Source organism: Mesorhizobium sp. WSM4311, assembly GCF_002295115.1.
In the GTDB taxonomy this organism is placed as follows: Bacteria; Pseudomonadota; Alphaproteobacteria; order Rhizobiales; family Rhizobiaceae; genus Mesorhizobium.
The window spans coordinates 48430-63149 of sequence record NZ_NSFV01000009.1 but is presented as its reverse complement, the minus strand read 5'-3'; the positions used below and the strand labels follow the sequence as shown (position 1 = coordinate 63149).

At 62.8% G+C, this 14720-nt stretch carries 14 protein-coding genes, 1 tRNA gene and 1 pseudogene; 3 read left to right on the top strand and 13 right to left on the bottom strand.

The genetic code is table 11. The features are described from left to right. Positions 1-5: 5 nt before the first annotated feature. The 5 genes from pstB to CK226_RS23140 form a co-directional block, all read right to left on the bottom strand. The gene (gene pstB, locus CK226_RS23160) at positions 6-809 is read right to left on the bottom strand and encodes a phosphate ABC transporter ATP-binding protein PstB (protein ID WP_095793150.1); all 804 of its coding nucleotides are present in this window, start codon (positions 807-809) and stop codon (positions 6-8) included. Continuing rightward, positions 806-1657, bottom strand: coding sequence for a phosphate ABC transporter permease PstA (pstA, locus tag CK226_RS23155; protein ID WP_095772149.1), 852 nt, complete (start codon positions 1655-1657; stop codon positions 806-808). The genes pstB and pstA overlap by 4 nt, the downstream gene beginning before the upstream one ends. Before the next feature lie 3 nt (positions 1658-1660). Continuing rightward, on the bottom strand, positions 1661-2644 hold the full coding sequence (pstC, locus tag CK226_RS23150) for a phosphate ABC transporter permease subunit PstC (protein ID WP_095772148.1): 984 nt from the start codon (positions 2642-2644) through the stop codon (positions 1661-1663). A 66-nt stretch (positions 2645-2710) separates the two neighbouring features. After that, positions 2711-3766: a phosphate ABC transporter substrate-binding protein PstS gene (pstS, locus tag CK226_RS23145; protein WP_095772147.1), complete on the bottom strand. Its 1056-nt coding sequence runs from the start codon at positions 3764-3766 to the stop codon at positions 2711-2713. A gap of 516 nt (positions 3767-4282) precedes the next feature. After that, entirely contained in the window at positions 4283-8452 is a 4170-nt protein-coding gene (locus CK226_RS23140; RefSeq protein ID WP_095793149.1) for a PAS domain-containing protein, read from the bottom strand. Between the two features lie 182 nt (positions 8453-8634). On the opposite strand from CK226_RS23140, the gene CK226_RS23135 reads away from it, so the two are divergent. Further along, positions 8635-8988 carry a hypothetical protein gene (locus CK226_RS23135; RefSeq protein WP_245318089.1) on the top strand — a complete coding sequence of 118 codons (354 nt, stop codon included), beginning with the start codon at positions 8635-8637 and terminating at the stop codon, positions 8986-8988. 29 nt (positions 8989-9017) lie between these two features. Here the strand turns inward: CK226_RS23135 and CK226_RS23130 are convergent, their stop codons facing one another. After that, positions 9018-9254 carry a hypothetical protein gene (locus CK226_RS23130; RefSeq protein ID WP_095772144.1) on the bottom strand — a complete coding sequence of 79 codons (237 nt, stop codon included), beginning with the start codon at positions 9252-9254 and terminating at the stop codon, positions 9018-9020. A 230-nt stretch (positions 9255-9484) separates the two neighbouring features. Between CK226_RS23130 and CK226_RS23125 the strand changes: the two genes are divergently transcribed. Continuing rightward, positions 9485-9700 carry a hypothetical protein gene (locus CK226_RS23125; protein ID WP_095787977.1) on the top strand — a complete coding sequence of 72 codons (216 nt, stop codon included), beginning with the start codon at positions 9485-9487 and terminating at the stop codon, positions 9698-9700. Between the two features lie 31 nt (positions 9701-9731). Here CK226_RS23125 and CK226_RS23120 read toward each other — a convergent pair. The 4 genes and pseudogenes from CK226_RS23120 to CK226_RS23105 form a co-directional block, all read right to left on the bottom strand. After that, positions 9732-10104, bottom strand: a pseudogene (locus tag CK226_RS23120) (hypothetical protein). Between the two features lie 258 nt (positions 10105-10362). After that, the gene (locus CK226_RS23115; RefSeq protein ID WP_095772142.1) at positions 10363-11238 is read right to left on the bottom strand and encodes a glutathione S-transferase family protein; all 876 of its coding nucleotides are present in this window, start codon (positions 11236-11238) and stop codon (positions 10363-10365) included. A 29-nt stretch (positions 11239-11267) separates the two neighbouring features. After that, positions 11268-11849: a VOC family protein gene (locus CK226_RS23110; protein ID WP_095793148.1), complete on the bottom strand. Its 582-nt coding sequence runs from the start codon at positions 11847-11849 to the stop codon at positions 11268-11270. Between the two features lie 402 nt (positions 11850-12251). Further along, the gene (locus CK226_RS23105; RefSeq protein ID WP_210202252.1) at positions 12252-12641 is read right to left on the bottom strand and encodes a hypothetical protein; all 390 of its coding nucleotides are present in this window, start codon (positions 12639-12641) and stop codon (positions 12252-12254) included. A gap of 772 nt (positions 12642-13413) precedes the next feature. Here CK226_RS23105 and CK226_RS23095 point away from each other — a divergent pair. Continuing rightward, positions 13414-13662, top strand: a complete 249-nt coding sequence (locus CK226_RS23095; RefSeq protein WP_095793147.1) for a hypothetical protein — start codon at positions 13414-13416, stop codon at positions 13660-13662. Positions 13663-13700: 38 nt separating this feature from the next. Here the strand turns inward: CK226_RS23095 and CK226_RS23090 are convergent. The 3 genes from CK226_RS23090 to CK226_RS23080 form a co-directional block, all read right to left on the bottom strand. Beyond that, positions 13701-13775 (bottom strand) — tRNA-Glu (locus tag CK226_RS23090). Positions 13776-13866: 91 nt separating this feature from the next. After that, complete coding sequence (locus CK226_RS23085; protein ID WP_095793146.1) at positions 13867-14274, bottom strand: VOC family protein; 408 nt, start codon at positions 14272-14274, stop codon at positions 13867-13869. 52 nt (positions 14275-14326) lie between these two features. Continuing rightward, positions 14327-14710: a fimbrial protein gene (locus CK226_RS23080; protein WP_095772138.1), complete on the bottom strand. Its 384-nt coding sequence runs from the start codon at positions 14708-14710 to the stop codon at positions 14327-14329. Positions 14711-14720: the final 10 nt, after the last annotated feature.

The window sequence follows — 14720 nt, the reverse complement described above, 5'->3', positions numbered from 1 at the left end:
TGCGATCAGCCGAAGCGGCCGGTTATGTAGTCTTGCGTGCGCTTCTCGCGGGGCGACGTGAAGATCTTCTCGGTGCGGTCGAATTCGACCAGTTCGCCCAGATACATGAAGGCGGTCTGCTTCGAGACGCGCGCCGCCTGCTGCATGTTGTGGGTGACGATGACGATCGTATAGTCGGCCTGCAGCTCGTCGATCAGCTCCTCGATCTTGGCGGTCGACAGCGGGTCGAGCGCCGAGGCAGGCTCGTCGAGCAGGATGACTTCTGGCTTCACCGCCACGGTGCGGGCGATGCACAGCCGCTGCTGCTGGCCGCCCGACAGGCTGAGGCCGCTAGCATTGAGCTTGTCCTTGACCTCGGTCCACAGTGCCGCGCGCTTGAGCGCCTGCTCGACGCGGCCGTCCATCTCGGCCTTGCTGATCTTCTCGTAGAGCCTGACGCCGAAAGCGATGTTCTCGTAGATCGACATCGGGAACGGCGTCGGCTTCTGGAACACCATGCCGATCTTGGTGCGCAGCAGGTTGAGGTCCTGCGAGCGGTCGAGAACGTTCTGGCCGTCGAGCAGCACCTGGCCCTCGGCGGTCTGCCTGGGATAAAGCTCGTAGATGCGGTTGAAGACGCGCAGCAGCGTCGACTTTCCGCAACCCGACGGGCCGATGAAGGCGGTGACGCTGCGCTCGGGCAGCGACAGCGTGATGTCCTTCAGCGCCTTCGACTGGCCGTAGTAGAAATTGAGGTTCTTGACCTCGATCTTGGCCTTGGTCGCCGCCTCTGCGGCGATCGTCATGTCTGGAGACAACATCTGGCTCATTTGTCCTCTCTGCGTCCGGTCAGGCTGCGCGCAAAGATGCTGAGCGCGAGAACCGTCAATGTGATTATGAGTGCACCGGTCCAGGCCAGCTGCTGCCATTCCTCATAGGGGCTGAGAGCGAACTGGAAGATGGTGACAGGCAGGCTGGCCATCGGCGCGTTGAGATTGCTCGACCAGAACTGGTTGTTCAGCGCCGTGAAAAGAAGCGGTGCGGTTTCGCCGGAGATGCGGGCGATGGCCAGCAATATGCCGGTGACGATGCCCGAAAGCGCGGCACGATAGGCAACCGAGCGGATGACCACCCAGCGCGGCGCGCCGATCGCGGTGCCGGCTTCGCGCAAGGCGTTGGGCACCAGGTTGAGCATGTCCTCGGTGGTGCGCACGACGACGGGGATGACCAGGATGGCGAGTGCCACGGCACCGGCGATCGCCGAGAAATGCCCCATCGGCCGCACCATCAGCTCATAGACGAACAGGCCGATGATGATCGACGGCGCCGACAGAAGGATGTCGTTGATGAAGCGCACCACCGTAGTGAGCTTCGAGAAGCGACCATATTCGGCCATATAGGTGCCGGCCAGCACGCCGATCGGCGTGCCGACGATGATGCCGATGATGGTCATCACGATGCTGCCGTAGATGGCGTTGAGCAGGCCGCCGGCGTCGCCGGGCGGCGGCGTCATTTCCGTGAAGACCGAGAGGGAGACGCCGGCCAGGCCCTTGTAGAGCAAGGCGCCAAGGATCAGCGCCAGCCAGGCAAGGCCGATGCAGGCGGCGATGACGCACAGCGCCATCATCACGCCATTCTTGCGCTTGCGGCTCTGGTGAAGCGATGCGGCTGTCGACATCGGTCAGGCTCCCGTGCGGGCGTCGATGCGCATCAGCATGTAGCGGGCGATGGCAAGGATCAGGAAGGTGATAACGAACAGGATGAGGCCGAGCGCGACCAGCGAGGAAGTGTAGAGGTCGCCGACCGCTTCGGTGAATTCGTTGGCGATGGTCGCCGAGATGGTCGTTGCCGGCGCAAACAGCGACGTCGAGATGCGGTGCGCGTTGCCGATGACGAAGGTCACCGCCATCGTTTCACCGAGGGCGCGGCCGAGGGCGAGCATGACGCCGCCCATGATGCCGATGCGGGTGTAGGGAATGACGACCCGGCGCGTGACCTCCCAGGTCGTGCAGCCGATGCCGTAGGCCGATTCCTTCAGCACCGACGGCACCGTATCGAAGACGTCCTTGGTGATCGAGGTGATGAAAGGCAGAATCATGATGGCCAGGATCATCGCCGAGGTCAGCAGGCCGATGCCATAAGGAGGGCCTGCGAACAGGCTGTTGAGGCCCGGAATGCCGTGGAACACGCTGATGATGAAGGGCTGCACCGTCGTCTGCAGAAACGGCGCCAGCACGAACAGGCCCCAGATGCCGTAGATGATCGAAGGGATGCCCGCCAGCAGTTCAACCGCCATGCCGATCGGACGCCGCAGCGGGCGTGGGCAAAGCTCGGTGAGGAAGATGGCAATGCCGATGCCGAGCGGCACGGCGATCAGGATGGCGATGGCCGAGGTGATGATGGTGCCGTAGATCGGGGCCAGGGCGCCGAACTTCTCCGTCACCGGGTTCCAGCTTTCGCTGGTCAGGAAGGAAAAGCCGAAGGTCGACAGGGCTTGCCAGGAACCGGCAAACAGCGAGATCGCAACGCCGCCGAGCAGGACCAGCACCAATATCGCGGCGGCGCGGGTTGTCGCGTGGAAGATTGCGTCGGTCAGTGCGAACCGTCGAACGGTGGCATCGCGCGAACTTCTAACGGCTGGCAAGGCTTCCTGGACAGCGCTCATGTCAAGCTCGGCTCTTTCGGTTGAAGGAAAACGAGCGCCGCGGGCGCGGCGCTCCTTTGGAGGATGTTACTCGCCAACGTAGACGGGCTTGCCGCCGGCCTGGATGTCGGCCTTCCACGAAGCCTTGACCAGGTCGACGACGCTGTCGGGGATCGAGACGTAGTCGAGCGCCTTGGCGGTTTCCTTGCCGTCCTTGTAGGCCCATGCAAAGAACTTCAGGGCTTCGCCGGTGGCAGCGGCATCATCCGGAGCCTTGTGGATCAGGACCCAGGTCGAGGCAGCGATCGGCCAGGTGGTGTCGCCGGGCTCGTTGGTGATGATGACGTTGAAGTTCTTGGCGCCCTTGAAGTCGGCATTCGAAGCGGCAGCGCCGAAGGATTCGAGCGACGGCTCGACGACCTTGCCGGCTGCGTTCAGCATCTTGGAGTAGGACAGGTTGTTCTGCTTGGCATAGGCGTATTCGACGTAGCCGATGCCGCCGTCCGTCTGCTTGACGGTGTTGGCAACGCCTTCGCTGCCCTTGGCGCCGACGCCCGTCGGCCATTCGACGGCGGAGTCCGAACCGACCTTGTCCTTCCAGTCGGGCGAGAGCTTCACCAGATAGTTGGTGAAGTTGAAGGTGGTGCCCGAGCCGTCCGAACGATGCACGACGGCGATCGCGGTCGACGGCAGGGTGAGACCGGGGTTCAGCGCCTTGATCGCGGCATCGTCCCAGGTGGTGATGGCGCCGAGATAGATCTGGGCGAGCGTCTTGCCGTCGAGGACGAGTTCGCCCGGCTTGACGCCGGTCAGGTTGATGATCGGCACGATGCCGCCCATCACCATCGGGAACTGCACGAGGCCGTTCTTTTCCAGATCGGCGTCGGACATCGGCTTGTCGGTGGCGCCGAAGGTCACGGTCTTGGCGATGACCTGCTTGATGCCGCCGCCCGAACCGATCGACTGATAGTTGAGGCCGATGCCGGTGTCCTTCTTGTAGGTGTCGGCCCACTTGGCGAACACCGGATAGATGAAGGTCGAGCCAGCGCCGGAAAGATCAGCTGCGATGGCTGCGGAAAGGGTGAAGGTAGACGCTGTAGCCATTGCGATCGCAACGGCCGCCGAGCGGATGAAATGTCTCATGTGGCCTGCTCCTGTTCGGAAGATGGTCTCTCGGCGCCATTCCAAACCAGCGCCCGCTGAGGCCAATAGCCTTGGATTATTACAGTCGCATGACAGTTTCGTGTCAGCCCGGTAACGCGTCGCCGGCTGTGCAAAAGGCGGTCGCGTCGGATGGCCGTGGCCTGATCCGGGTTTGCGCCCGGAATCAGGGACTTGAGCCATCCACCGGCCGGAGCCGCCGCCGGATTCGACGGGGCTTTCTCGGATGAAGAAAATCCGGACGGGAGCGCGTTGCTCAAGGCCAGAGCGTGTCATGGCCGGGCCATCGCCAAAAACAGGTCCGTTGGGGTAGGTTGACGCTGTTTGTTGCCGGCGGTCGCTGCTCCCGCCCGTAACTGCAAGGGCGGAATTCGATTTTGCCATTGTCCCGGCTCGGCGCCGGCTTTGGTATGGTGCGATCGCACCATAGGCATTGCACGCAGGGGTAGCAGCATCATCCGCGATTGATTCGGATCCTTGGAACCGGGCGACGCCGGGCTATCCCGCGTTGCGCTGGACCTGGCGGCCGGCGCCGAGCCAGCGCTCGACTTTGTCCAGCAGGGCCCTGGGGCTGATCGGCTTGGGCAGATAGTCGTCCATGCCCGCCTCCAGGCAGCGTTCGCGATCGCCCTTGAGCGCATGCGCGGTCACGCCGATGATCGGCACATGCGTGCCGGTTTCCTGCTCCAGCCGGCGGATCGCGGCGGTCGCTTCGAGCCCGCTCATCTCCGGCATCGAGACATCCATCAGGATCATGCATGGATTGAGCTTGCCGAAAGCCTCGAGCGCCTTGCGGCCATTGCCGACGATCTCGAAACCATGGCCGGTCTCGCCAAGGATCTGGGTGAAGACCATCTGGTTCACCTCATTGTCCTCGGCCACCAGTATATCCAGCCTGTGTCCATCACCGCCAGTGACGGGCAGCCGAGGCCGAACCGGCGGCGGCTGCAATTGCGCGCGTTGTTCGGACAGCGCCAGCGGCGGCGGCTGGGGAGCATTGGGCCTTTCGGCTGCGAGCGGCTGGACGGCCTGGCTGTCCGTGGCGTGGCGATGACGCTGGATAGTCGCCACCAGCGTCTCCAGAAGCACCGAGGAGCGCGCCGGCTTGATCAGCTGGGCGTCGATGCCGAGATCGCGGTAGCTGGTGTTGGCGAGCGACTGGTCGACCGAGGTCAGCATGATGATGGGCGTGTCGGCTAGGCCTTCGGTGCTGCGCACGACACGCGCCATTTCGGCGCCGCTCATCTCGGGCATCTGGTAGTCGAGCACGACGCAATCCACACGCACGCCATAGGCGGCGGCCGCGATCAGCACCTTGAGGCCCTCCGCGCCGCTTTCGGCCGCGCAGGAATCGAACGTCCACGAGGTCATCTGCTCGGTCAGGATGGCCCGGTTGACGGCATTGTCGTCGACGATCAGCACGCGTGCGCCCGTCACATCCACCGGCATGATGCGCTGCCCGCTCTGTCCGGCCCTGGGCAGCGTCACGGTGAACCAGAAGGTCGAGCCCTTTCCCTCGGCGCTCTCGACGCCGATGGTGCCGCCCATCAGTTCGACCAGCCGTGAGGTGATGGCAAGGCCAAGCCCGGTGCCCTCGTGCCGCCGTGTCGAGGAGGTGTCGACCTGGCTGAATTTTTCGAACACCAGCTTCAGTTTTTCCTCGGGGATGCCGATCCCGGTGTCGGTGACCGAGATCGTCAGCCTGGTTCCGGTCGGAACCCTCTCACCGGTCACGTCGACCAGCACATGGCCTTCGTCGGTGAATTTCACCGCATTGCCGACCAGATTGGTGACGATCTGCCGGATGCGGCCGACATCGCCGATGAACAGGCTTTCGAGCCTCGGCTCGACACGCACGATGAGTTCGAGATCCTTTTCCTTGGCGCGTGTCGACACCAGCGTCGCCACGTCCTCGATCGCCTCGGCAAGGTTGAAGGGCGCCGGATCGAGCACCATCTGGCCGGCATCGATCTTGGAGAAATCCAGGATGTCGTTGATGATCGTCAACAGCGCGTTGCCCGACTTGACGATGATGTCGGTGAACGTTTTCTGCTTGGGATCGAGATTGGATTTGGCCAGGAGTTCAGCCATGCCCAGCACACCGTTCATCGGCGTGCGGATCTCATGGCTCATATTGGCGAGGAATTCCGACTTGGCGCGGTCGGCGAGCACGGCACGCTGGCGCGCCTCGCTGAGCTCCGCCTCGCGCATTTTCAGTTCTGTGATGTCGGTGGTCGATCCGATCAGGTAGAGCGAACCGTCCGACGCGATCATCGCGCCCTTGCGCGCGAACTGATGCCTGACGCTGCCGTCGGCAAGCCGCACCGTCTCCTCGACCTCCTGGGTGTCGCCGGTGCGCAGCACGGCGAGATCGCCGGCCACGAAAGCCTCGCCGTCCTCCCCGAAAATCTCGATGTCGGTCTTGCCGATCGCATCTTCCCTGCTGAGACCGGTCAGATCGCACCAGCCCTTGTTGACATAGAACTGCCTGAGATCGGAGCGCTTGGCGTAGATCGACACCGGTACATTGTCGATCAGGCTGCGGAACACCTCGTTCTCGCGCATGCTCTCTTCCAGAGCCTTCTCGCGCGCCTTGACGTCGGTGATATCGGTGCTGGAGCCGACCAGATGCACCGATCCGTCTGTCGCCACCAGGCGGCTCTTGCGCGTCATCAACTGCCGCACCGTGCCGTCGCTATGGGTGACAGGTTCTTCGACCTCGAGGCCCTTGCCGGTTACGACGACCTGGGTATCGTCATGGCTGTAGCCTTCCGCGTCTTGTGTGCCGAACAGCTCACGGTCGGTCCGGCCGATGACGTCTTCCTTGGCGATGCCGGTCAGCGCGCACCAAGCCTTGTTGACGAATTCGATGCTCAGGTCCTGCGCCTTGATGAAGGCGGCCACCGGCAACTCGTCCATCACGTGGCGGAAGAGATCGATCTGGCGCATCGAGTCGCGCAGCGCCGCCTCGCGGCTCTTGATGTCGGTGATGTCGACGCGCACGCCGATGAACGTCCCGTCATCGGTGCGCATGTCGTAGACCTGGTACCAGCGCCCATCGGCATTGAGGCGCTCGTAGGAAGAATTCGGCAGGTGGTACCGGGCCAGTATGCTGTCGAGCCAGCGTTCGGGTTCGACCCCGTACAGCCTGTCGATCCCGGCATCGCCGCTCGAGCGGAAATAGCCGACCGACTGGCCGAATTCCAGCGCCTCGCGGAAGCTGCAGCCAGGCTGCCAGAAGGGCTTCAGCGCCGGCAGCGTGTCCTGCAGTTTGCGGTTGGCGAAGACGAACTTGTCGTCGCGGTCGTAGATGATGACGCCGGCCGGCAGCGATTCCAGCACGCTGGCTAGGTACTTGCGCGCGTCCTGTGCCTCGGTCTCACGCCCCTTCATGTCGGTGACGTCGACATAGGAGATGAGCCGCTTGCCGCCGGGCAGCGGTGCCAGCGACGCGACAAGCGTGCGCCCGTCATTGTGCGGCAATTGTCTGGAGCCGGCGACGCCGGCCCTGATTTCGGCTTCGCGCTCGGCGGTATGACGTTGCCAGGCAGCGTCATCGGCGCCGTAAGGGTCAATGGCGCGGCTGGCTTCCATGAGTTCGCGAAAGGCCGAGCCGATCCCGGCGCGGCCTGGATCGATCCTCCAGAAGTCGTAGAAGGCGCGATTGATGACTTCGGCGCGCATATCGGCATCCAGCACGAGAACACCGATCGGCATCTCATCGACCATGGTGCGGAGATTGACGAAGGTCTCGGCGATTTTGGCGTTGGCGCCTTCGATCTCGGCGTCGCGACGCTTGAGTTCGGTAACCTCATAGTAGGTCAAGAGCCGCTTGCCGCCGGACAGCGCCGTCACCGAGAACATCATCGTCCTGCCGCCGGCATGGACAAATTCGCGAGGCGCGACGGAGCCGGCGCGAATCTCCTCGATACGGCCGGCGAGGTAGCGCTGCCACTGCTGTTCGTCGATATCGCCATAGATGCCGTTGCGGCGGTTGAGTTCCATCAACTGGCTGAAGGGAGCGCCAACGGTTACAACCCCGTCCGGAATGCTGGACAGGTCGCGATAGGCCTTGTTGACGATCAGCGTGTCGAGCTTGCCATCGAGCAGCACGACGCCCATGTGCATGGCGTCCATCGTCCGTTCGAGGTCGGCAAGATGCCGGTCGGGATCGCTGCCCGACGACCGGTTTTGCTCCATGGTCTCGAAGGCGCCGGCCAATGCGGTGACGTTGCGGCCTATGCCGCGGTAGCCGGCAAATTTTCCTTCGTTGTCGAACCGTGGGAAGCCTGACGTCAGCACCCAGCGGCAGGCGGCGCCGCCTCCCTTCAGTTCATAGACGAAGTCGCGGAACGGCCGGCGCGCCTGCAGGTCCTCCAGATGCGCCGTCGCGCTGTGGTTACCCTTCAGGACCTGGTTGAGGAAATCGAAGCGGAACCGACCCAGCACATCAGCCGGATCGATGCCGGTGGCCGCCTGGTAGGTGGGTGAAAGCCAGGAGAACCGCAGTTCGGCATCGGTCTCCCAGACCCAGTCCGAGCCTGCATCGAGCAGTTGGCGAAGCGCGTCGGGCGAATCCATGTCCGCGCGTGGCGGCGCGTCGCCGCGATGCACCGGCTTTTCGGGCCCACGCTTGCCGCGCGCGCCGACTTCTTCCGCTTCCGCCATCCTGTCCCCACCCCGAAAATCAAGGCCGAACCCTCCCTCCGCGGTTCGTCGGCGGAATGTGCCCGAGAAGCATTAACGATCCGCTAACCTTAACGGCGCAACCGGCACGCTCTTCCTGCGTTATTCCGTCCGGTTGTCGGGCGGCCCGAGGCCGCGTTATAAGCCGCGCAGGGGTGTTGCTCATGTATCGACGGATAGGGCCTTTCTTGCTGGGCGTGGCGCTGCTTTTCGGCAGTGGCTGTGCGCGCAGCTATGACGGCACGGTCATCATCCCGCGGCCGCTCGACGCCAGGCGCTTCTGGGACCGGCCGCCACCCAATGTCGACTACACGCCGCCGGCCGACAACGGCGCCTTTCCGGTGCCGCCACAGCCGCCCGGACAATTTGCCGAACGCAAGGTTTCGAAACCTGCCGGGCACAGACGGCATCAGACGCGATATTCACCGCCGCCTCCCCCGCCGTCGGGTCCGGAAAAACAACTGGCATGCAGGAACGTGAGCGCACCAGGCGAGCGCGTTCGCATGGTTTGCGAATAGGCGCAATTCGGGGAGAGTTCCCCGCAGCCTTACAGCGATGCCGCGCCCTTCTTCGGTTGCTTCGCGCCAAGCTTGTCGAGCGCAAGGCGAACCTGGCGCAAATCGTCCTGCCAGCCGTCATCATCACCCATGGAACTCTCCGACGCGGCCCGTTGCAGGCCGCGCGCCTCGGATTCGATCTTACGCAGTTCGGCGACCTTCTCGTCATGGGTCAGGGAGCCGTCTTCGACGATCTCCAGAACCCGCATTTCCCTGAACGTGGCCATGGCTTTTCTCCCGGCTGATGTCGATCACAACGCCGTGAGCGCCCCTCCGTTCCAGACAGGCCCCATAGCCGGCTTCATCATGACGGCGCGCTGCAGCGCCTGTCCCGGGCCGGCGACTATCGGAATTGCCGGGCCGTGGGCTGCCCGAGCGAGCGATCAATCCGATGTTACCGAAGCTTGACGCTGAACCTTTGCCTGACTGCCGCGTTCAAGGCATAGGGAGAACGCAGATGTCGATCCACTTCACGGTATCGGAACTGACAAGAGACCTTCTTCATTCTCTCGGGCTGGACCACGAGCGCGCGCCACGACCGCTCAATCCCGAGGAAAACCTGTTGCTTGAGTGCTATCTGGCCGGGCACATCCCGGAATCGGCCTGGAGCGACTATGTCTTCGAGACCCCGGATCTGGCGCGGCACGCCAAGGCACGGCGCCCGAGCCACTGAGCAATTGGCTCCGAAGCGGCCGCGCCAGCCGCTATTTCTTTGGGGAAACCAGTTGCAACGTGAAGACGTTGCCACCAATGCCTTGCGCCAAAGCCGGTGAAAAACTCAGAGGCGTGCAATTCTTGACGGCGGCGATGGCCGCGTCGATGAACGCTTTTCGCGCCTTGTCATCGCCGGTCACCTTGGCGGCGGTCGGCCGCGGCGGACCGATCAGCGAGCCGTCGCGCTTGAAGCTGAAACTCAGGGTTACTGTGGAATTACCCGCGTCCGCCGGCGGCGTCCAGCATGCCTGGATCGCGTCCCCCGACATCATCCATTGTGTTGAGCACTGCTGCTTGTGCAGGCAGGAGCGTCCCAGCCAGCATTCCACCGGCGATCGTCAGCATTGCCGCCACGCATTTCATCGCAAGCCCTCATCTTATTCCAAGCCGGATCCGCTCAACGGGATGTTAGAGGCAACGTCGGCGATGACAATATCCCGACGCGAAAAGTTGACGTTCCGGCGCGGCCCTATCATCGCCGCGCGAGGTCCCGGCATGGGGTCCGAAAAAGCAAAAAAGGCCGGCACGGAGCCGACCTTTCCTTCCACCGATAATGCGCCAGTACATCCGTGGTCGCGCGGTGAATTCCCGCCAGTAGACAGGGCTTTGGTTAACGAATCCTTAAGCTGAAGCCTTCGCCTGCGACCGCACATAGGCGATATAGCCGCGCACGTCGCCGGCCGGCTCGGCATAGGCCTTGCCGAGCTTCTTCTCGATGGCCGCCATGTACTCCTGCGCCCATTTGGGCAGCGGGTAGTCGATGACCGCCAGGAATTCGAGAGTCGCCGCCAGCCTTATGTCGGCGATCGACGGGTTCGTACCGCCGATGAACGGCTTGCCGTCCCTGAAGAAGCTGTGGAAGACCTCCAGCGGCTCGGCGATCGCCGCCATCGCGGCCTTCTGCGCTTCCGACTTCTTGTCGGGATGGGCATCGCTGTGGCCGACCTCGCCGGCATATTGCGGGAAACCCAGCGCCGGATAGGTGGCGCGCGCCACATAGGGGTAGAGCGTGCCGATCAGATAGAACATGGCGCTGTCGATCATCGCCCGTCTGGCCGGCGCCTTGGGATAGAATTTCTCCAGCCCGTGCTTGTTGGCGAGATACTGCATGATGGCGCAGCTTTCCCAGAGCACGCCCCTGGGCAACCCCTTGTCCTCGATCATCGGCGTCAGATGCGCCGGATTGCGCGCCAGATATTCGGGCGAACGCGTGTGGCCCCAGGCGTCGGTCTCGGCGGCGTCGAAGCCGGCCGCGCGAGCAAACACCCGCACCGTCATGTTGTTGACGCTCGGCTTCAGCATGCTGAGCTTCAACGCCGGCTTTTTCGCCAACTTGGCCTTGGCGGTCTTGGCCGCCGACTTTTGCGCCGCCGGTTTTGCCGCGGCTTTCGCGGCCACCTTCGGCGCAGCCTTTGCGGCTGCCTTCACCGCCGGCTTCGCTTTTGCCTTTGCCTTGGCAGCCGATTTCCCAGCACTCTTGGTCACTGTCTTTGCCATTTTTTGTCCTCCCTTTGTTTCGTTGGCCGTCAGTATGGATTCTTCGGCGCCCGGTCATCCGACAAGGTCGCGCGGGAGCTCTCGACAAGCGCCTGGATCGCGTCCGCAAGATGCACCTCGGCGATATTGTAGTCGCCGCGCCCGACACGCAGCCTGTGCGCCTGCATCAGCACATCGGCATGAGTGAAACCCGCCGGCGGTTCGAAGCGGTAGGACGCGAGTTCGATCAAAAGGCCAAGCGGATCCTCGAAATAGATCGAATCCATGAAGCCGCGATCCTTGACGCCGCTGTGCTTGATGCCGCGCTCGTCGAGCCGGGCGACCGCCTGCAGGAAGGTGACCCGCGACACCGCGAACGCGATGTGGTGGACGCAGCCCGGATCGGTCGGCGTGCGCCGCTTCAGCGGCACGCGGCTTTCATCGGTGAAGATGGTGATCAGCCGGCCGTCGCCCGGATCGAAATAGAGATGGCTCTCGCTGGCCTTGTCGAGGTTGGGCTGCTCGAAGACGAAAGGCATGCCGAGCACGCCTTCCCAGAAATCGATCGAGGTCCGGCGCCCGGCGCCGACAAGGGTGATGTGGTGGACGCCTTGTGCTTGCAGTTTCTGCATTGGCCTTCTCCCCGCGGCATCGATTGGTCGTCAGGATCTGCCTGGCACTAGGCGTTCTGCGCGCCGCCTGAGCCGTGCCCTCGAAATCCATGACGTGATGCTAATGCAATCGGCCCCGCCGCGCCAGAAGCCGCAGGTCCCATCGTTGCAGGACGGCGATATCGCCTTGAAATTTGGATAAGGCTGTTTCCTTCATCTATTCGGCCGATGCGGCATCTCATCTTGAGGACTACATTGAAAAATGATCCTACGGATCTATGAGTAGTCCGAAGCCAGTCCCCTTTTGCGGCTACTCCAAGGGCCCCGCTTGACTCCCGGTCGGCGGGGCTTTTCCGTGCATTCGCCTGCACGACCTTGCGGCGCAAAAGCCGATGGTCGAGCAGCCCGGAATGAGCCCCCCGATCAAGGATTGAAGACGTGCGAAGCAGTCAGCCCGGCAAGCAGCACGCCCGCAAGGAGAGCGATGATCGAGGCGAGGAACCAGCGCAGCGTGACCTGGTAGACCGGTTCGTCGTCGTCGCGCGGGAGCAGCGAACGCCACAATGCGACGAGTTGGAGGACGATGGCCAGGGCGAGCAGGAGCGTCGCCAGGATCGAGGCCGTCGTCCATCCGCCATCAGCTTCGAAATTCCAATAGCGCAGGAAAAGAAGCGAAAACCCGAGCAATACGGTGATGGCGGAGATCACACCCTGTCGGTAGCCGACCGGCAAGGGAACTCTGCGCGCCTCGGTCGCCTGGAAACCCGGCTCGTTGGTCTCATCGGGATCCTGACGCTTGGGTGTGTCGATCATGGAGGCAACATCTATTTTGACAGGCCCTTGGAAGTCGGCGCAGGTCTTGTTCGATCGATACGACCGGGGAAGCGCTGCGGGCTGTCATCATCATCCCTGTGCCTTCCTCGCGCAAGGTGAGCGACGTGATGGAGGCGATTCACCTGGAACCTACTGAGCATAAGGAAAGGAACGATTCGACCGGCGTTCGCGTTATTTACGATCGAACCGATGGAGGTAACCGTGAGGAAGCTGATACTCGTATCCGTGCTCGCGTTTGCTACCACAGCAGCCGTCGCTTCTCCGACCCAGGCGCAGTTCCTCTTCTCGCCCTTTGGCGGCTATTATGGTGGTTTCGGAGGGTTCCCGTTCCCCTATCGCTATAGCGGTCCGTACTACGATGACCCGTACTACGCGCCATATCGCCCATACTACCGATACCACCACAGGTACTACCACCGCTACTACTACCCGCAACGGTACTATTACCACCATAGACACTACTATCACCATAGGCACTATTACCACCACCACCACAGGTACTATTAGAGGTAGTCCATTGGGCATCTGCCCGCTTCACCGTCGGCCGGCTAAAGCGCCAGGTTAGGCGCGTGGCCGACTTGTGTTTCCAGTATCAGCCGCGAGAAGGTCGGACCTCACCTCACGGGCATGAGCTATGTCTTTGCGGGGATCGCCCCCATCAGCTTGCCGGCTGCCATCCAGGTCGGAGTAGCGACGCTGATCGCCTGGATCGCGCAGACATTTTTGCGGCTGGTGCTGCTTGTCGGTAATCATGGTTGGCCAAAAGGCTTCGGTCGCCGCCTCAGACAAGCAGGCGCCGCAGACCTACAAGGATGCCGAAGCGCTCTTGAAAATCCAGGATGAGGTGCACCGGCTCGTCGAGGTCAACAACAGCGTGACCGAGGAAATCCATCGCGCCGTTACGGTGAAGGGGACGCCGGCCGCTAGCCGCCACCCGCAGTTCCCACCTGGGCAACCCCTGAGCGGTATCGACCAGACAGCATATTTGACCGTTACTTGACGGTCTTGATCCACATTCAGCTAAATCATTGAGTCTCTTGGTACGCCCAAGGGGAATCGAACCCCTGTTCCCGCCGTGAGAGGGCGGTGTCCTGACCGCTAGACGATGGGCGCGCTCAAGAACCGGCGATATAGGCTGATGGCTGGGAAAAAGCAACTGGGGTTTGGCCAGCTTTACCACATCCAAGAAAAGCTGGCCGCAAGCCTAGCGTTTCGGCTCGATCAGGTCCCAGAGATTGCCGTGCAGATCGGCGAAAACCGCGACCGTGCCATAGGGTTCGAAACGCGGCGCCTCGCGGAATTCGACACCCTTTTCCAGCATCGCCGCATGGTCGCGCGCAAAGTCGTCGGTTTCGAGGAACAGGAAGACCCGGCCGCCTGTCTGGTTGCCAATGCTTTGCCTTTGCGCCTCATCCGCGGCCTCGGCCAGCAGCAGCCGGGCGCCCTGCCCGTTGGCCGGCGCTACCGTAACCCAGCGCTTGCCGCCGCCGAGATCGACATCCTCGAGGAGCAGGAAACCCAGCCGCCCGACATACCAGGCGATCGCCTCGTCATAGTTGGCGACGACCAGCGCCACGGTCGCGACACGACGATGTCCGGCAAAGTCAGTCATGACTGAGGCCTGTTCATTTCTGCGGCAAACTTGTTTGTTGCATTGCTGCCGGTCATTTGTTGCGAATTGCGAACTGCCCGATCAGGCGGCGCTCGGCTATATCATAGACGAAGATCGCACGGCCGCCGTCGGCAAGCTCGGCGTCGATTGAGACGCGATTGCCGGACAGCGACTGGCTGACCACTTTCGCCCCGACCGGCAGCACGATGTCGCCGCTGAGCGGTTCGCCGGCCGGTACCTGGATGTCACCGGCCAGCGGCGGGTTTGCCGGCGGTGCCTTGCGGGCTTTGTAGACAATCGCCGCGATCACCACCATAAGAGCCAGCAACAGCAGGCCGAGATTGATGGCCATGAAGCGGACGAGTTTGCCACGCATCTTTTCGACCTCGGGGTCGAGCGGCTTTTCCTGATCTTCGTCGGCATCGGGCCGGGCCATGGCAAATATT